The 17,854-nt window shown below is 63.0% G+C and carries 14 protein-coding genes; all 14 read left to right on the plus strand.

The annotated features are described in order from the left end of the window. Window positions 1-55 precede the first annotated feature (55 nt). A complete protein-coding gene (locus tag LOY69_RS01975; protein ID WP_102862765.1) occupies window positions 56-907 on the plus strand; it encodes an ABC transporter permease in 852 nt (283 codons plus the stop codon). After that, window positions 904-1,734 (plus strand): quaternary amine ABC transporter ATP-binding protein, encoded by an 831-nt coding sequence (locus LOY69_RS01980; RefSeq protein WP_265074073.1) that lies wholly within the window; start codon window positions 904-906, stop codon window positions 1,732-1,734. Before LOY69_RS01975 ends, LOY69_RS01980 begins: the two co-directional genes overlap by 4 nt. Before the next feature lie 70 nt (window positions 1,735-1,804). After that, window positions 1,805-3,328, plus strand: a complete 1,524-nt coding sequence (locus LOY69_RS01985; RefSeq protein ID WP_253084288.1) for an HAL/PAL/TAL family ammonia-lyase — start codon at window positions 1,805-1,807, stop codon at window positions 3,326-3,328. A 116-nt stretch (window positions 3,329-3,444) separates the two neighbouring features. Continuing rightward, on the plus strand, window positions 3,445-4,983 hold the full coding sequence (gene hutH, locus LOY69_RS01990) for a histidine ammonia-lyase (protein ID WP_102862768.1): 1,539 nt from the start codon (window positions 3,445-3,447) through the stop codon (window positions 4,981-4,983). A 156-nt stretch (window positions 4,984-5,139) separates the two neighbouring features. Then, a complete protein-coding gene (locus tag LOY69_RS01995) occupies window positions 5,140-6,552 on the plus strand; it encodes an amino acid permease (protein ID WP_110595380.1) in 1,413 nt (470 codons plus the stop codon). A gap of 12 nt (window positions 6,553-6,564) precedes the next feature. After that, window positions 6,565-7,770: an imidazolonepropionase gene (hutI, locus tag LOY69_RS02000; protein ID WP_170002079.1), complete on the plus strand. Its 1,206-nt coding sequence runs from the start codon at window positions 6,565-6,567 to the stop codon at window positions 7,768-7,770. A 10-nt stretch (window positions 7,771-7,780) separates the two neighbouring features. Beyond that, a complete protein-coding gene (gene hutG, locus LOY69_RS02005) occupies window positions 7,781-8,581 on the plus strand; it encodes an N-formylglutamate deformylase (RefSeq protein WP_102882101.1) in 801 nt (266 codons plus the stop codon). 217 nt (window positions 8,582-8,798) lie between these two features. Further along, on the plus strand, window positions 8,799-9,770 hold the full coding sequence (gene pip / locus LOY69_RS02010) for a prolyl aminopeptidase (protein WP_102862772.1): 972 nt from the start codon (window positions 8,799-8,801) through the stop codon (window positions 9,768-9,770). Further along, a complete protein-coding gene (gene dtd, locus LOY69_RS02015) occupies window positions 9,767-10,204 on the plus strand; it encodes a D-aminoacyl-tRNA deacylase (RefSeq protein ID WP_102862773.1) in 438 nt (145 codons plus the stop codon). Before pip ends, dtd begins: the two co-directional genes overlap by 4 nt. 276 nt (window positions 10,205-10,480) lie before the next feature. Then, on the plus strand, window positions 10,481-12,295 hold the full coding sequence (locus tag LOY69_RS02020; RefSeq protein ID WP_102882204.1) for a glucan biosynthesis protein G: 1,815 nt from the start codon (window positions 10,481-10,483) through the stop codon (window positions 12,293-12,295). Continuing rightward, on the plus strand, window positions 12,288-14,858 hold the full coding sequence (gene mdoH, locus LOY69_RS02025; protein ID WP_265074074.1) for a glucans biosynthesis glucosyltransferase MdoH: 2,571 nt from the start codon (window positions 12,288-12,290) through the stop codon (window positions 14,856-14,858). The genes LOY69_RS02020 and mdoH overlap by 8 nt, the downstream gene beginning before the upstream one ends. Window positions 14,859-15,083: 225 nt before the next feature. Continuing rightward, window positions 15,084-15,881, plus strand: a complete 798-nt coding sequence (locus LOY69_RS02030; protein WP_102862775.1) for a transporter substrate-binding domain-containing protein — start codon at window positions 15,084-15,086, stop codon at window positions 15,879-15,881. Window positions 15,882-16,027: 146 nt separating this feature from the next. Then, window positions 16,028-16,987, plus strand: coding sequence for an amino acid ABC transporter permease (locus LOY69_RS02035; protein WP_102862776.1), 960 nt, complete (start codon window positions 16,028-16,030; stop codon window positions 16,985-16,987). Next, complete coding sequence (locus LOY69_RS02040; RefSeq protein ID WP_102862777.1) at window positions 16,980-17,714, plus strand: amino acid ABC transporter ATP-binding protein; 735 nt, start codon at window positions 16,980-16,982, stop codon at window positions 17,712-17,714. The genes LOY69_RS02035 and LOY69_RS02040 overlap by 8 nt, the downstream gene beginning before the upstream one ends. Window positions 17,715-17,854: the final 140 nt, after the last annotated feature.

A 17,854-nucleotide genomic window follows, 5' to 3' on the forward strand; every position in this document is an offset into this window, starting at 1 on the left:
GTTCACAAGAGCCGTCGGAGGCTGGACCACAACCTCCTTTGATCGAGAGTTTCTTATGTTTCCAGAAAGCTTCACCTTTTCCATCGCCGACTGGGTCAACGGCTGGGTCGACTCCCTGGTGACCAATTACGGTGATGTGTTCCGGCACATTTCCGACACCTTGTTGTGGGCCATCGTCAACCTTGAAGGCTTGCTGCGCATGGCGCCCTGGTGGCTGATGCTGGCGATTGTCGGCGGCATTGCCTGGCACTCCACCCGCAAGCTGCTGACCACGGCGGTGATTGTCGGCCTGCTGTTCCTGGTGGGCGCCGTCGGCCTGTGGGACAAGCTGATGCAGACCCTGGCGCTGATGCTGGTGGCGACCGTGATCTCGGTGCTGATCGGCATTCCCCTGGGGATTCTCTCGGCTCGCAGCAACCGCTTGCGTTCGGTATTGATGCCGCTGCTGGACATCATGCAGACCATGCCCAGCTTCGTGTACCTGATCCCGGTGCTGATGCTGTTCGGCCTGGGCAAGGTGCCGGCGATTTTCGCCACGGTGATCTATGCCGCACCGCCGCTGATTCGTCTCACCGACCTGGGCATCCGCCAGGTGGACGGTGAAGTGATGGAGGCGATCAACGCCTTCGGCGCCAACCGCTGGCAACAGCTGTTCGGCGTGCAACTGCCTCTGGCCCTGCCAAGCATCATGGCGGGGATCAACCAGACCACCATGATGGCCCTGTCGATGGTGGTGATCGCCTCGATGATCGGGGCCCGCGGCCTGGGCGAGGATGTGCTGGTGGGAATCCAGACCCTCAACGTCGGGCGCGGCCTGGAAGCGGGGTTGGCGATCGTGATTCTGGCGGTGGTGATCGACCGCATTACCCAGGCCTACGGTCGTCCACGTCATGAGGTGAGCAAATGAGCAGTGCTGCCGTGAGCAAGATCGAAGTCAGGAACGTCTTCAAGATATTCGGCAACCGCCCCTCTGATGCCCTGGCGATGATCCGCCAGAGCCAGAGCAAGGATCAGGTACTGGCCCAGACCGGCTGCGTGGTGGGGGTCAATGATCTGTCCCTGAGCATCGGCACCGGTGAGATCTTCGTCATCATGGGCCTGTCCGGTTCCGGCAAGTCGACTCTGGTGCGCCACTTCAACCGCCTGATCGACCCCACTAGCGGGGCGATCCTGGTGGATGGCGAAGACATCCTGCAATACGACATGGAAGCCCTGCGCCAATTCCGCCGACACAAGATCAGCATGGTGTTCCAGAGCTTCGGCCTGCTGCCCCACCGCAATGTTCAGGACAACGTCGCCTACGGCCTCAAGGTGCGTGGCGAGAGCAAGTCGCTGTGCGCCGAGCGGGCCCTGCACTGGATCAACACCGTGGGCCTCAAGGGTTACGAGAAGAAGTACCCGCACCAGCTGTCCGGCGGCATGCGCCAACGGGTCGGCCTGGCCCGGGCCCTGGCCGCGGACACCGACATCATCCTCATGGATGAAGCCTTCAGCGCCCTGGACCCGTTGATCCGCGCCGAGATGCAGGACCAGCTGCTGGAGCTGCAGAAGACCCTGCACAAGACCATCGTCTTTATCACCCATGACCTGGACGAGGCGGTACGCATCGGCAACCGCATCGCGATCCTCAAGGACGGCCGCCTGATCCAGGTGGGTACGCCGAAGGAGATCCTGCATTCGCCGGCGGATGAGTACGTCGATCGTTTCGTCCAGCGCCGCGCCGCCACCGTGTAGGAGCCGGCTTGCCGGCCAAAGGTCCGGCAAAGCGGCAGACAACCCAAGGTTTGCAAGAAGAGGTCCCCCGATGTCCCAGGCTGAAAAAATCGTTATCGCCGACGCCCCTCTGGGTTGGCAGGATGTTGTCGCTGTCGCCCGTCATGGCGCGCAGCTGGCGCTTTCGGCCCAGGCCTGGGCGCGTATCGACAATGCCCAGGCCATCGTCCGCCAGGTGGTGGACAGTGGCGAACGGGCCTATGGCATCAGCACGGGCCTTGGCGCCTTGTGCAACGTGGTGCTGGCCGGTGAGCAACTCAGCCAGCTGTCGCGCAACACCTTGCTCAGCCATGCCTGCGGTGTCGGGCCGGCGCTGGCCGATGAGCAGACCCGGGCGATCCTTTGTGCCGCCATCATCAACTACAGCCACGGCAAATCCGGCATCCACCGGCAAGTGGTCGAGGCGCTGCTGACCCTGCTCAATCGTGGCATCACTCCACAGGTGCCGTCCCAGGGTTCGGTGGGTTATCTGACTCATATGGCCCACATTGGCATCGCCTTGCTTGGCGTCGGTCAGGTCAGCTATCGCGGTCGTGTTGTCAGCGCCGAACAGGCCCTGGCCGAAGAGGGGCTGCAGCCGGTGCAACTGGGGGCAAAGGATGGCTTGTGCCTGGTCAACGGCACGCCGTGCATGACGGGCCTGAGTTGCCTGGCCCTGGCCGATGCCAGTCGCCTGTTGCAGTGGGCCGACGTGATCGGCGCCATGAGCTTCGAAGCCCAGCGCGGTCAGATCGACGCCTTCGATGCCCAGATCATTGCCCTCAAGGCGCACCCCGGCATGCAGGTGGTGGGCAGCAACCTGCGGGCCTTGCTCGATGGCAGTGAAGTCATCGCCGCTAGCCGCGGCATCCGCACCCAGGACGCCTTGAGTATCCGCTCCATTCCCCAGGTACATGGTGCAGCCCGGGATCAACTGGCCCATGCGATCAAACAGGTGGAAACCGAGCTCAATGGCGCGACCGACAACCCGTTGCTGCTGGGCACCCCGGATCACTATCGGGTGGTGTCCCAGGCCAACCCCCACGGGCAATCGGTGGCGCTGGCGGCGGATCTGCTGGCCATCGCCATGGCCGAGATCGGCTCCATTGCCGAACGTCGCCTGGACCGCTTGATCAACCCCCATGTCAGCGGCTTGCCGGCGTTCCTGGTGAGCGAGCCCGGGGTCAACTCCGGAATGATGATCGTGCAATACGTAGCGGCTTCGCTGTGTGCCCAGAACCGTCAATTGGCACAGCCGGCGGTGCTGGACAACTACGTGACTTCGGGCCTGCAGGAGGACCACCTGAGCCTGGGCACCAATGCCGCCCTGAAGCTGCATCAGGTGCTGGAGAACTGTACCCAGATCCTGGCCATCGAGTACCTGCTGGCGGCCCAGGCCTTCGAGTTTCTCAAGGAGCAGCGTTTCGGCACCGGCACCGGTATTGCCTGGTGCCTGCTGCGCGAGCGGGTCCCGGCCTATGACCAGGACCGCTGGCTAGCGCCGGACATTGCCAGCGCTGCGGCCCTGCTCAAGGACCCGGAGCTGCTGCACAAACGCTTTTCCAAGGTGCAATGAACCGTTTTTTCCATCACCAGCGTGCCAAGGCGTCACTCGCGCAAAACCGCGAATGACGACGGATAACGGAAGCTTCCGGAGCGACTGGTAGTTATTACAAAACTCTCAAAAGGAGCATGAATGTGACTGCGCTAAACCTGATTCCCGGCCAACTGACCCTGGCCCAACTGCGGGCCATCTATCAGCAGCCGCTGACCCTGACCCTGGACGACAGCGCCTCGGCGCAGATCGACGCCAGCGTCGCTTGTGTCGAGCAGATTCTCGCCGAGAACCGCACCGCCTACGGGATCAACACCGGTTTTGGCCTGCTGGCTTCGACCCGCATCGCCAGCGCCGACCTGGAAAACCTCCAGCGCTCCCTGGTGCTGTCCCATGCCGCTGGCGTGGGCGAGCCCATCAGCGACGATCTGGTGCGCCTGATCATGGTGCTCAAGGTCAACAGCCTGAGCCGCGGTTTCTCCGGCATCCGCCGTCAGGTGATCGATGCCCTGATCGCCCTGATCAACGCCGAGGTCTATCCGCATATCCCGCTCAAGGGCTCGGTGGGCGCTTCCGGCGACCTGGCGCCTTTGGCCCACATGTCCCTGGTGCTGCTGGGTGAGGGCAAGGCGCGCTACAAGGGCCAGTGGCTGGAAGCGACCGCGGCCCTGGAAGTCGCCGGCCTCAAGCCGCTGACCCTGGCCGCCAAGGAAGGCCTGGCGCTGCTTAACGGCACCCAGGTGTCCACCGCGTTCGCCTTGCGCGGGCTGTTCGAAGGTGAAGACCTGTTTGCCGGTGCTCTGGTGTGCGGCGGCCTGACGGTGGAAGCGGTGCTGGGTTCGCGCTCGCCGTTCGACCCACGGATTCACGCCGCTCGCGGTCAGCGCGGGCAGATTGACACCGCTGCGGCTTATCGCGCCTTGCTGGGGGACAGCACCGAGGTGTCCGCCTCGCACCAGAACTGCGACAAGGTCCAGGACCCGTACTCCCTGCGTTGCCAGCCGCAAGTGATGGGCGCCTGCTTGACTCAGTTCCGCCAGGCGGCCGAAGTGCTGGTGGTCGAAGCCAACGCGGTGTCCGATAACCCGCTGGTGTTCGCTGCCGAAGGCGATGTGATTTCCGGTGGCAACTTCCACGCCGAACCCGTGGCCATGGCGGCCGACAACATGGCCCTGGCCATCGCCGAGATCGCGTCCCTGAGCGAGCGCCGTATCTCGCTGATGATGGACAAGCACATGTCCCAGCTGCCGCCGTTCCTGGTGGCCAATGGCGGGGTCAACTCCGGCTTCATGATTGCCCAGGTGACCGCTGCGGCCCTGGCCAGTGAGAACAAGGCCCTGGCCCACCCGCACTCGGTGGACAGCATTCCCACTTCCGCCAACCAGGAAGACCACGTTTCCATGGCGCCGGCCGCCGGCAAGCGCCTGTGGGAAATGGCCGAGAACACCCGCGGTGTGCTGGCCGTGGAATGGCTGGCGGCCTGTCAGGGCCTGGACCTGCGCGAAGGCCTGAAAACCTCGCCGACCCTGGAAAAAGCCCGCGCCACCCTGCGCGAGAAAGTGGCGTATTACGAGAAGGACCGTTTCTTTGCACCGGATATCAACGCGGCCAGCGAGTTGTTGGCTTCGCGGTGCCTGAATGGGCTGCTGCCAGCCCAGTTGTTGCCGAGCCTGTAATGCACGCCGGGCCGCCAGATCACTCCGCGCTCGGCCGAGAGCGGTGGCCCGATTGGGTTCGCTTCACCTGCAAGATGGGCGCGGAGCGTCCGCTTCTGCCGCCCCGCGCTACGGCGCGGGGCGCACTTGTCCGATAACAATAAAAGGGACGATGACATGCAATCGCAAGAAACAGGATTACGTCGGGGGCTGACGGCCCGCCACATTCGCTTCATGGCCCTGGGGTCGGCCATTGGCACCGGATTGTTCTACGGCTCGGCCTCCGCCATCCAGATGGCCGGCCCGGCGGTGCTGCTGGCCTACCTGATTGGTGGTGCAGCGGTGTTCATGGTGATGCGCGCCCTGGGGGAGATGGCCGTGCACAACCCGGTGTCCGGCTCCTTCGGGCAGTACGCCAGCCAGTACCTGGGGCCCCTGCCGGGCTTTATCCTGGGCTGGACCTACGCGTTCGAGATGTTGATCGTCTGTCTGGCGGACGTCACCGCCTTTGGCATCTATATGGGCTTCTGGTTTCCCGAGGTGGCGCGCTGGATCTGGGTGCTGGGCATCGTCCTGCTCATCGGCGGGCTGAACCTGTGCAGCGTCAAGGTTTTCGGCGAGATGGAGTTCTGGCTGTCGCTGCTCAAGGTCGGGGCGATCATCGCCATGATCCTCGGTGGTTTCGGCATCATGCTGTTCGGTATCGGCAGCGCGGCCACCGAGCAGGCCACTGGCGCCAGCAACCTCTGGGCCCATGGCGGTTTCATGCCCAATGGCATCAGCGGGGTGATCGCTTCCTTTGCGGTGGTGATGTTCGCCTTTGGCGGCATCGAGATCATCGGTGTCACCGCCGGCGAGGCCAAGGACCCGCAGCGGGTCATCCCCAAGGCGATCAACGCGGTGCCGCTGCGCATCCTGCTGTTCTATGTGCTGACCCTGTTCGTGCTGATGTCGATTTTCCCCTGGCCGCAGATCGGCACCCAGGGCAGCCCCTTCGTGCAGATCTTCGACAGCCTGGGCATCAGCTCGGCGGCCACCATCCTTAATATCGTGGTGATTTCGGCGGCGGTGTCGGCGATCAACAGCGATATCTTTGGTGCCGGGCGCATGATGTACGGCCTGGCCCAGCAAGGGCAGGCGCCCAAGGGCTTTGCCCAGATTTCTAAGGCCGGCGTGCCGTGGATGACCGTGGTGGTGATGGCCGTGACGCTGTTGGGTGGGGTGGTGCTGAACTACCTGATCCCGGAAAACATCTTCCTGCTGATCGCTTCCCTGGCCACCTTCGCCACGGTCTGGGTGTGGCTGATGATTCTGCTGACCCATGTGGCCATGCGCCGCTCCATGACCGCCGAGCAAGTGGCCCGGTTGCAGTTCAAGGTGCCGTTCTGGCCTTGGGCGCCGGCAGCGGCGATTGCCTTCATGCTGTTCATCTTCGGCGTGTTGGGCTATTTCCCGAAAACTCAAGCGGCGCTGATGGTGGGCGTGGTGTGGATCGTTCTGCTGGTAGTGGCCTATATGCTGTGGGTCAAGCCGGCGGCGGGGCAGGCTCAGCAGATCCGCGTCGATTCTTCTTTACCTACTGATCATTAACGGAGGCCTTGGATGAGAACTCTTTGGCAACACTGCAACGTCGCCAGCATGGCCCAGGGCACTTACTCGATCATCGAGGACGCGGCCATCGTGACGTCAGGGGCGCACATCGAGTGGATCGGCCGGCGCCAGCAGGCGCCGGTCGCCGATGACCACCAGGTCCAGGACCTGGCAGGCGCCTGGGTGACTCCGGGCCTGATCGATTGCCACACCCATACGGTGTTCGGCGGCAACCGCAGTGGCGAGTTCGAGCAGCGCCTGCAGGGCGTGAGCTATGCCGAGATCGCCGCGGCCGGTGGCGGTATCGCCAGCACCGTGCGGGCGACCCGCGCGGCCACTGAAGAGGAGCTGTTCGTCAGCGCCCGCAAGCGTCTGCTGAGCCTGTTGCGCGACGGTGTCACCAGCGTCGAAATCAAGTCCGGCTACGGCCTGGACCTGGCCAGCGAGCGCAAGATGCTGCGGGTGATCCGCCGTCTTGGCGAGGAGTTGCCGGTCAGTGTGCGCAGCACCTGCCTGGCGGCTCACGCTCTGCCGCCGGAATATGCCGAGCGCAGCGACGACTACATCGAGCATATCTGCAGCGAGATGCTCCCGGCCCTGGCGGCCGAAGGGCTGGTGGATGCGGTGGATGCCTTCTGTGAGTACCTGGCGTTTTCTCCGGAGCAGGTGGAGCGGGTGTTTATCGCCGCGCAACAGCTCGGCCTGCCGGTGAAACTGCACGCCGAACAATTGTCGTCCCTGCATGGCTCGAGCCTGGCAGCGCGCTACCGGGCGCTGTCTGCCGATCACCTGGAGTTCATGACCGAGGACGATGCCATGGCCATGGCGGCTTCGGGAACCGTGGCGGTGCTGTTGCCGGGGGCTTTCTATTTCCTCCGGGAAACCCAGTTGCCGCCGATGGAAGCCCTGCGCAAGCACGGGGTGAAGATTGCCGTGGCCAGCGACCTCAATCCCGGGACTTCGCCGGCGTTGTCGCTGCGCCTGATGCTGAACATGGCCTGCACCTGTTTGCGGTTGACGCCGGAAGAGGCGTTGGCCGGGGTCACCCTGCACGCGGCCCAGGCCCTGGGCATGGAGCAGACCCATGGTTCACTGGAGGTGGGTAAGGTGGCGGACTTTGTCGCCTGGCAGATCGATCGTCCCGCCGACCTGGCCTACTGGCTGGGCGGCGACCTGGAAAAACGCGTCGTGCGACACGGCGTTGAAGTGACTGTTTAGGAGACAGGTTGTGGATAAGGTTCTGACATTCAAACAAGGCCGGGTGCCCCTGCTGATCAGCATGCCCCACGCCGGTACGCGCTTGACCCCGGCAGTGATGGCCGGGCTGGTTCCACAGGCGCAAAGCCTGCCGGACACCGACTGGCATATTCCGCGGCTGTATCAGTTCGCCGAGGAGCTGGGAGCCAGCACCCTGGCGGCCGAATACTCGCGTTTCGTCATCGACCTGAACCGGCCGTCTGACGACAAGCCGCTGTACGTCGGTGCTACCACCGGCTTGTACCCGGCGACGCTGTTCGATGGCGAGCCGTTGTTCGTTGAAGGGCAGGCGCCGTCCAAAGAAGAGCGGCAACAGTACCTGGAGCAGGTCTGGGGGCCCTATCACCGCACCCTGCAGGAGGAGCTGGCGCGGCTCAAGGCCGAGTTCGGCTATGCCTTGCTGTTCGATGCCCACTCCATTCGTTCGCTGATCCCTCATCTGTTCGAGGGCAAGCTGCCGGACTTCAACCTCGGCACCTTCAACGGCGCCAGCTGCGATCCGCAACTGGCCGGCCGTCTGGAGAGCATCTGCGCCGCCCACGGCGATTACACCCATGTGCTCAATGGTCGTTTCAAGGGCGGTCATATCACCCGGCATTACGGCAACCCGGCCGAGCACATTCATGCGGTGCAACTGGAACTGGCGCAGAGCGCCTATATGGAGGAGTTCGAGCCATTCCGCTATCGCGAGGACCTGGCGGCCCCGACCCAGGTGGTGCTCAAGGCATTGCTGCAGGGGCTGCTGGCCTGGGGGCAGGAGCGTTACCGCTGACATTGCTTGCGCCTGCAAGCTGGCTCCTATCGCGGATGCACGCCTTTATGTAGGGGCGAGCTTGCTCGCCAAGCGCGCTGCGCAACTCGTTGCAATCCCTTGAACAACCCTGTTTTCTTCAAGGACATGCTGATTGCGTAATTCGGGTTTATGATGCCAAACGGCAGCATAAATGAAGTCCCCAGCAGGGATGAACCCGACCTCCACGGAGCGCGTAATGCAGACTTTGTACCCGCAGATCAAACCCTATGCCCGGCACGATCTGGCCGTCGACAAGCCCCATGTGCTGTATGTCGACGAAAGTGGTTCACCGGAAGGTTTGCCGGTGGTGTTCATTCACGGTGGCCCGGGGGCGGGCTGTGATGGGGCGAGTCGCTGCTATTTCGACCCGAACCTGTACCGCATCGTCACCTTCGACCAGCGCGGTTGCGGGCGTTCCACCCCCCACGCGAGCCTGGAGAACAACACCACCTGGGACCTGGTGGCGGACCTGGAGCGGATTCGCCAGCACCTGGGCATCGACAAATGGGTGCTGTTCGGTGGCTCCTGGGGTTCGACCCTGGCCCTGGCCTATGCCCAGGCCCACCCGGATCGGGTGCTGGGCCTGATCGTGCGGGGCGTCTTCCTGGCCCGTCCCCAGGAAATCCAGTGGTACTACCAGTGTGGCGCCAGCCGCCTGTTTCCGGATTACTGGCAGGACTACGTGGCACCGATTCCCCTGGAGGAGCGTCATGACCTGGTCAGCGCCTTCCACAAGCGCCTGACCGGCAATGACCAGATCGCCCAGATGCATGCCGCCAAGGCCTGGTCGGGTTGGGAAGGGCGCACCGCGACCCTGCGTCCGAACCCGCTGGTGGTGGACCGCTTCTCCGAGCCACAGCGGGCGCTGTCGATTGCCCGGATCGAATGCCATTACTTCATCAACAACGCGTTCCTCGAACCGGACCAGTTGATCCGCGACATGGGCAAGATTGCCCATCTGCCCGGGGTCATCATCCACGGTCGCTACGACGTGATCTGCCCCCTGGACAACGCCTGGGAGCTGCATCAGGCCTGGCCCAACAGCGAGCTGCAGGTGATACGCGACGCTGGTCACGCCGCCTCGGAACCGGGCATTACCGACGCTCTGGTACGCGCCACTGATCAGATGGCGCGCCGCCTGCTTGACCTGCCGCCCGAAGAAGCATGAAGGGCCTGTTGCAGCGCGTGCGCGGCGCGCGGGTGGAAGTGGCCGGGGAAATAGTCGGTGCGGTGGACCAGGGCTTGCTGGTGCTGGTGGCGGTAGAGCCCGAGGACACTCGGGCCAGCGCCGACAAACTCCTGCACAAGCTGCTTAACTATCGGGTGTTCAGCGATGCTGAGGGCAAGATGAACCTGTCCCTGGCGGATGTGCAGGGCGGGCTGCTGCTGGTGTCGCAGTTCACCTTGGCGGCAGACACCAAGAGCGGGTTGCGCCCAAGCTTTTCCACGGCTGCACCACCGGCCCTTGGCGAAGAGCTTTTTGACTACCTGATAGCGAAGGCGCAACAGTTGCATGGCAAAGTGGCATCAGGGCGTTTTGGCGCGGACATGCAGGTGCATCTGGTCAACGATGGCCCGGTAACCTTCCTGTTACAGACCTGAAAACGCCTGAAACAGCTTTTTCCGCCGATTTGAGCCGGAAACTGCTGTTTTTCACGATAAATACTTTGTTACCCCTGATGCGTTGTAACGCGGGCTACTAGATAATCGCGCGCTACGGGGATCAGCGTTCGTTGGTCCATTTTGACTTTAGTAGAGACTTGTCCACGGCCGTTTGGGGAATCATTTAGCCCCATCGGAGTCGGAACAATGCTCGCCAACCTGGCATATAGATAGCTGGCCGTTGGTTCTTTGATCTGTTTTCGGCGAGGGTTGCTCGTGATTGTTAGTCCCTGTAATGCACCAAACTTGTTTGCCAAACGGTTACGAAACGCACTGGTGACGGGCTCTGCGCTGGTCTGCCTGTTCGGCGCCGGTCAACTCATGGCATTCAACCTGGATGATGTGTCGGCCAAGGCCAAAGACTTGGCCGGGCAGAAGTATGAGGCCCCGCGCAGTAACCTGCCGAACGAGTTCCGTGAGATGAAGTTCGCGGATTACCAGAAAATCCGCTTCCTCAGCGAAAAAGCCGAATGGGCCAATCAGAAGACCCCGTTCAAGCTGTCGTTCTATCACCAGGGCATGCACTTCGACACGCCGGTGAAGATCAACGAGATCAGCGCCAACACTGTTTCCGAGATCAAGTACGACCCGAGCCGCTTCGATTTCGGCGACGTCAAGTTTGATCCCAAGGCCACCGAAAAGCTCGGCTATGCCGGTTTCCGTGTGCTGTACCCGATCAACAAGGCTGACAAGCAAGACGAAATCATGACCATGCTGGGCGCGAGCTACTTCCGCGTCATTGGCAAAGGCCACACTTATGGCCTGTCCGCTCGTGGTCTGGCGATCGACACCGCCCTGCCGTCCGGCGAAGAGTTTCCGCGTTTCAGCGAGTTCTGGATCCAGCAGCCCAAGCCAACCGACAAGCACCTGGTGATCTACGCCCTGCTGGACTCGCCACGGGCCACTGGCGCCTACCGCCTGACCCTGCGTCCGGGCGCCGACACCGTCGTCGACGTCAAGGCTCGGGTGTTCCTGCGTGACAAGGTGGGCAAGCTGGGCCTGGCCCCGCTGACCAGCATGTACCTGTTCGGCGCCAACCAGCCGTCGAAAGTCCTCAACTACCGCCGCGAGCTGCACGATTCCAGTGGCCTGTCGATCCATGCCGGCAACGGCGAGTGGATCTGGCGTCCTCTGAACAACCCGAAACACTTGGCCGTGAGCAACTTCTCGGTAGAGAACCCGCGTGGTTTCGGCCTGCTGCAGCGTGGCCGCGACTTCAGCCACTATGAAGACCTCGACGACCGCTACGACAAGCGCCCAAGCGCCTGGATCGAGCCCAAGGGCGACTGGGGCAAAGGCACCGTCGACCTGGTAGAGATCCCGACTGCGGACGAAACCAACGACAACATCGTGGCCTTCTGGAGCCCGGAAAAGCAGCCTGAACCGGGCCAGCCGCTGGACTTCGCCTACCGTATGCACTGGACCATCGACGAAGCCGCCCTGCATTCGCCTGACAGCGCCTGGGTGCAGCAGACCCTGCGCTCCACCGGTGACGTCAAGCAATCCAACCTGATTCGTCAACCCGATGGCAGCGTTGCCTACCTGGTGGACTTCCAGGGCCCATCCCTGGCGGCATTGCCGGAAAACGCCGAAGTGCGCAGCCAGGTCAGTGTTGGCGACAACGCCGAGCTGGTGGAAAACAGCGTTCGCTACAACCCGGAAACCAAAGGCTGGCGCCTGACTCTGCGGATGAAGATCAAGGATGCGAGCAAGGCCACCGAGATGCGGGCCGCGTTGGTGCGCAACATCCCGGTAGCCGAGCCGGCCAAGGCCTCGACGCCAAACTCCAACTCCTCCGTTGCCAAGGCCGACAAGATCGCCGCCAAGCAACAGGAGAAGAAGGAGAAGGAAGCCGCTGCGGCAGCGGCCAAGCAGGCTGACGCCAAGCCGGCCAAAGACGCCAAGAACGCCAAGGACCACAAAGACGCCAAGCAGCCTGCTGCCGAGGCGGCCCCAGCCACACCGGAACCGGTTAAAACTGAACAAGTCCTGACCGAGACCTGGAGCTATCAGTTGCCTGCCGATGAGTAACTCTCAACTACAGCCAGAGACTCTTGCCGAGTACCTGGCGCACTTGCCGATGTCGGATGCGCAGCGCGCGGAGCTCGCGGGCTGCCAGTCCTTCAGCGAACTGCACCAACGTCTGTCGTCAACGACCTTCGACGCTCCAACCGATGCCGCCCAGGTATCGGTGGGCCAGCGTCTGTCCCTGAGCACCGCCGCGGAACTCGAAGAAGCGGAGATGCTTGCGGTCGACGCCGAAGGTCGGGTCTGCCTCAAGGCCACGCCGCCGATCCGCCGCACCAAGGTGGTACCGGAGCCGTGGCGCACCAATATCCTGGTGCGCGGCTGGCGGCGCCTGACCGGGCGCACCAACCCGCCGGCGCCGAAGAAGGATGAGCGTGTGCTGCCGGCTGCCCGCTGGCGCACCGTGGGTTCGATCCGCCGCTACATCCTGCTGGTGCTGATGCTCGGCCAGACCATCGTCGCCGGCTGGTACATGAAAGGCATCATGCCGTATCAGGGCTGGTCCTTCGTCGACCTGGAAGAGGTGATGCACCAGCCGCTGATGCAGACCGCGCAGCAAGTGCTGCCCTATGCTCTGCAGACCAGCATCCTGATCCTCTTCGGCATCCTGTTCTGCTGGGTGTCGGCGGGTTTCTGGACTGCGTTGATGGGCTTCCTGGAGCTGTTGACCGGTCACGACAAGTACCGCATTTCCGGGGCCAGCGCCGGCAACGAGCCGATTCCCAAGGACGCGCGTACCGCACTGGTGATGCCGATCTGCAACGAAGACGTGCCGCGGGTGTTTGCCGGCCTGCGCGCCACCTTCGAGTCGGTGGCGGCTACTGGCGATCTGGATCGCTTCGACTTCTTCGTCTTGAGCGACAGCAACGACAGTGATATCTGCGTCGCCGAGCAGCAGGCCTGGCTGGATGTCTGCCGGGAAGCCAAGGGCTTCGGCAAGATCTTCTATCGCCGCCGCCGGCGCCGGGTGAAGCGCAAGAGCGGCAACCTCGACGACTTCTGCCGTCGCTGGGGCGGCGACTACAAGTACATGGTGGTGCTCGACGCCGACAGCGTGATGAGCGGCGAATGCCTGACCAGCCTGGTGCGCCTGATGGAAGCCACGCCGGACGCGGGGATCATCCAGACCGCGCCACGGGCCTCGGGCATGGACACGCTGTATGCGCGCATGCAGCAGTTCGCCACCCGGGTCTATGGTCCGCTGTTCACTGCCGGCCTGCACTTCTGGCAGTTGGGCGAGTCGCACTACTGGGGCCACAACGCGATCATCCGCATGAAGCCGTTCATCGAGCACTGCGCCCTGGCGCCATTGCCCGGTAAAGGTGCCTTCGCCGGTGCGATCCTGTCCCACGACTTCGTTGAAGCCGCGCTGATGCGCCGTGCCGGCTGGGGCGTGTGGATTGCCTACGATCTGCCTGGCAGTTACGAAGAGCTGCCGCCGAACCTGCTGGACGAACTCAAGCGTGACCGGCGCTGGTGCCACGGCAACCTGATGAACTTCCGCCTGTTCCTGGTCAAGGGCATGCACCCGGTGCACCGCGCGGTGTTCCTCACCGGGGTGATGTCCTACCTGTCGGCGCCGTTGTGGTTCTTTTTCCTGGTGCTGTCCACGGCTCTGCTGGCGGTCAATACCCTGATGGAGCCGCAGTACTTCCTTGAACCGCGGCAGCTGTATCCGCTGTGGCCGCAGTGGCACCCGGACAAAGCCATCGCGCTGTTCTCCACGACTATCGTGCTGCTGTTCTTGCCCAAGCTGTTGAGCATCATCCTGATCTGGGCCAAGGGTGCGAAAGAGTTCGGCGGCAAGTTCAAGGTGACCCTGTCGATGCTTCTGGAGATGCTGTTCTCCATGCTGCTGGCGCCGGTGCGGATGATTTTCCACACCCGTTTCGTCCTGGCCGCGTTCCTCGGTTGGGCCGCGACCTGGAACTCGCCACAACGTGACGACGACTCCACGCCATGGAGCGAAGCCGTGCGCCGCCACGGTCCGCAGACCCTGCTGGGCTTCTGCTGGGCCTTGCTGGTGATCTGGCTGAACCCCAGCTTCCTCTGGTGGCTGGTGCCGATTGTCGGTTCGCTGATGCTGTCGATCCCGGTGTCGGTGATCTCCAGTCGTGTCGGTCTGGGCCTGAAGTCCCGTGACGAGAGTCTGTTCCTGATTCCCGAGGAATATGCTCCGCCTCAGGCGCTGCTGGCCACCGACCAGTACACCCACGAGAACCGTTGGCATGCGCTCAACGACGGCTTTATCCGCGCCGTTGTCGACCCGCAGCAGAACGCTCTGGCCTGTGCCCTGGCCACGTCCCGTCACACCCAGGCCGAGCCGATCGAGTGGCTGCGCCAGGAACGGGTGCGCCATGCCCTGAAAGTCGGCCCGGCGGCCTTGAACAACAGCGAGCGCCTGGCGCTGTTGAGCGATCCGGTGGCCCTGGGACGCTTGCACCAGCAAGTCTGGAGCGAGGGCCACAGCGATTGGCTGGATGCCTGGCGCCAGTCGGTGGATACTGATCCCCATGCGCCGCTGCTGCCGTTGCAGCCGCTGATGGCGGCGCCGCAACCGGCCTGAAGCCAACGCCCTTGAGCCTCCACTCAAGGGCGTTTTGCTTGGCGTGGCCAATAGCCCCGTATCCCCCCTTTGTAACAACAAAAATCCTTGTGCAAACGGCCGAGTGCGTTAGCATCGCTCCCGCAAATTTCTGTGCGTGATCGACAATGGCTTGATATCCGAAGATTTTCATTCCAGGCCTGCCGCGTGCAGACACCACAATAAAATGGCTTCAGGGGACTTGAGATGAAGAAGTATCTTTCGCTGCTGCTGGCAGGCGCCGCCGCCATGCTGGCGGTCACTACCGCCCAGGCCGGCGCCATCGATGACGCGGTCAAGCGCGGTACGCTGAAGGTCGGCATGGACCCGACCTACATGCCGTTCGAGATGACCAACAAGCGTGGCGAAATCATCGGCTTCGAAGTCGACCTGCTCAAGGCCATGGCCAAGTCCATGGGAGTCAAGCTGGAGTTGGTTTCCACTGGCTACGACGGCATTATCCCGGCCCTGCTCACCGACAAGTTCGACATGATCGGCAGCGGCATGACCCTGACCCAGGAACGCAACCTGCGCCTGAACTTCAGCGAACCCTTCATCGTGGTCGGCCAGACCCTGCTGATCCGCAAGGACCTGGAAGGCACCATCAAGTCCTACAAGGACCTGAACAGCGCCGACTACCGCATCACCTCCAAGCTGGGCACCACTGGGGAAATGGTCGCCAAGAAGCTGATCGCCAAGGCCAAGTACCACGGCTACGACAACGAGCAGGAAGCGGTGCTGGACGTGGTCAACGGCAAGGCCGACGCCTTTATCTACGACGCCCCGTACAACGTGGTGGCGGTGAACAAGGTGGGCAACGGCAAGCTGACGTTCCTCGACAAGCCGTTCACCTACGAGCCTCTGGCCTTTGGCCTGAAGAAGGGTGACTACGACAGCATCAATTTCATCAACAACTTCCTGCACCAGATCCGCGAAGACGGCACCTACGATCGCATCCATGACAAGTGGTTCAAGAGCACCGAGTGGCTCAAGGACATGGAGTAACGCTGCTTGGGCGGTGCGGGTCGTTTCAGTGACCGCGCACCGTTCTCCTTCGCCGGCCAGCCGGCTCCTACGGGGGCATGTGTAGGCGCCGGCTGGCCGGCGAAAGCGTCTGATTTCGCAATACCCACTCCGGAACCTGCACAGCAATGAAACAGAAAAAAGCCCAATGGCCCTGGCACGTATTGACCGTGCTGGTGCTGATCGGCCTGGCCGGCGCCCTCTACTACGCCACCTCGCTGATGTCCTATGAATGGCGCTGGAACCGTGTCCCCCAATACTTCGTTTACCAGGCCGAAGAATCCCAGCGGGCGGCGGAGATCTCCACCGTCGCTGAGGTTGTGCGCCAGGGCGGCAAGGCTCAAGTCACCCTGCGCGGTGACTCGGGTGCCGAGCAGCATCTGAGTGTCGACGAAGGCAGCCTGCAGGTGGCTAGCGGCGATGACGTGGCCGAAGGTGACGTGATTGGCGTGACCCGGCATTGGGCGGCGGGCCCCCTGTTGTGGGGCTTGTGGACCACCTTGTGGCTGTCGGTGGTGTCTGGCGTATTGGGCCTGCTCATCGGCCTTGGCACCGGCCTGTGCCGGCTGTCCAGCAACCCGACCCTGCGCGACCTGTCGACGATTTATGTCGAGCTGGTGCGGGGGACGCCGCTGCTGGTGCAGATCTTCATTTTCTATTTCTTCATCGGCACGGTGCTCAACCTGTCCCGAGAGTTCGCCGGGATCGCCGCGCTGTCGCTGTTTACCGGGGCTTATGTGGCGGAAATCGTCCGTGCCGGGGTGCAGTCCATCACCCGCGGGCAGAACGAAGCGGCCCGCTCCCTGGGGCTCAGCGCCGGCCAGTCGATGCGTCACGTGGTACTGCCTCAGGCGTTCAAGCGAGTGCTGCCGCCCCTGGCCGGGCAGTTCATCAGTCTGGTCAAGGACACTTCGCTGGTGTCGGTGATCGCCATTACCGAGCTGCTCAAGAGCGGCCGGGAAGTCATTACCACCTCGTTCTCGCCGTTCGAGATCCTGTTCTGTGTGGCGGGCCTGTATTTGTTGATCAACCTGCCGCTGTCGAAGATGGCCAGTCGGCTTGAGCGGAGGCTCGCGCAAAGTGATTGAAGTCCGCGATCTGGTAAAAGTCTTCGACACCCGCGGCCAGGTGGTGCGTGCGGTGGATAACGTCACCACCCAGGTGGCCAAGGGCGAAGTGCTGGTGGTGATCGGTCCGTCCGGTTCCGGCAAGTCGACCTTCCTGCGTTGCCTCAATGGCCTGGAAGAGTTCGACTCGGGTTCGGTGAGCATCGACGGCCTGCAACTGGCCGATCCCAAGACCGATGTGAACGCCTATCGCCGGGAAGTCGGCATGGTGTTCCAGCATTTCAACCTGTTCCCCCACATGACCGTGCTGGAAAACCTCTGCCTGGCGCAGAAGGTGGTGCGCAAGCGGGGCAAGCAGGAGCGCGAGGCCAAGGCCCTGGCGTTGCTGGAGAAAGTCGGTATCGCACAGAAGGCCCACGAGTTTCCTTCGCGGCTTTCCGGCGGCCAGCAGCAGCGGGTGGCGATTGCCCGGGCCCTGGCGATGGAGCCCAAGGTCATGCTGTTCGATGAGCCGACCTCGGCCCTGGACCCGGAAATGGTCGGCGAGGTGCTGGATGTGATGAAGACCCTGGCCCTGGAAGGCATGACCATGGTTTGCGTCACTCACGAGATGGGTTTTGCCCGGGAAGTGGCGGATCGGGTGCTGTTTTTCGATCACGGCAAGCTGCTGGAAGATGCGGCGCCGGAGGTGTTCTTCGCTGCGCCGAAAGACCCTCGGGCCCAGGCTTTCCTGCGTCAGGTGTTGTAGCCGCTGCCGAAGGCTGCGAACGACGACGCAGTCGGCGCCAGGGGCATCGGGGCTCTCCAGCAGGATCGTGGTGAACGGCTTTGCGTCTGCTGCGCAGCCGGTCGCAGCCTGCGGCAGCGGCTACACCGCCAGCAGGCGCT

This window comes from Pseudomonas sp. B21-059, assembly GCF_026016285.1.
In the GTDB taxonomy this organism is placed as follows: domain Bacteria; phylum Pseudomonadota; class Gammaproteobacteria; order Pseudomonadales; family Pseudomonadaceae; genus Aquipseudomonas; species Aquipseudomonas danubii.

Bases quoted from the DNA above. Each gene is read 5' to 3' on its own strand.
- LOY69_RS01975 (WP_102862765.1), top strand. From the start codon at position 56: ATGTTTCCAGAAAGCTTCACCTTTTCCATCGCCGACTGGGTCAACGGC.
- LOY69_RS01980 (WP_265074073.1), top strand. From the start codon at position 904: ATGAGCAGTGCTGCCGTGAGCAAGATCGAAGTCAGGAACGTCTTCAAG.
- LOY69_RS01985 (WP_253084288.1), top strand. From the start codon at position 1,805: ATGTCCCAGGCTGAAAAAATCGTTATCGCCGACGCCCCTCTGGGTTGG.
- hutH (WP_102862768.1), top strand. From the start codon at position 3,445: ATGAATGTGACTGCGCTAAACCTGATTCCCGGCCAACTGACCCTGGCC.
- LOY69_RS01995 (WP_110595380.1), top strand. From the start codon at position 5,140: ATGCAATCGCAAGAAACAGGATTACGTCGGGGGCTGACGGCCCGCCAC.
- hutI (WP_170002079.1), top strand. From the start codon at position 6,565: ATGAGAACTCTTTGGCAACACTGCAACGTCGCCAGCATGGCCCAGGGC.
- pip (WP_102862772.1), top strand. From the start codon at position 8,799: ATGCAGACTTTGTACCCGCAGATCAAACCCTATGCCCGGCACGATCTG.
- dtd (WP_102862773.1), top strand. From the start codon at position 9,767: ATGAAGGGCCTGTTGCAGCGCGTGCGCGGCGCGCGGGTGGAAGTGGCC.
- mdoH (WP_265074074.1), top strand. From the start codon at position 12,288: ATGAGTAACTCTCAACTACAGCCAGAGACTCTTGCCGAGTACCTGGCG.
- LOY69_RS02030 (WP_102862775.1), top strand. From the start codon at position 15,084: ATGAAGAAGTATCTTTCGCTGCTGCTGGCAGGCGCCGCCGCCATGCTG.
- LOY69_RS02035 (WP_102862776.1), top strand. From the start codon at position 16,028: ATGAAACAGAAAAAAGCCCAATGGCCCTGGCACGTATTGACCGTGCTG.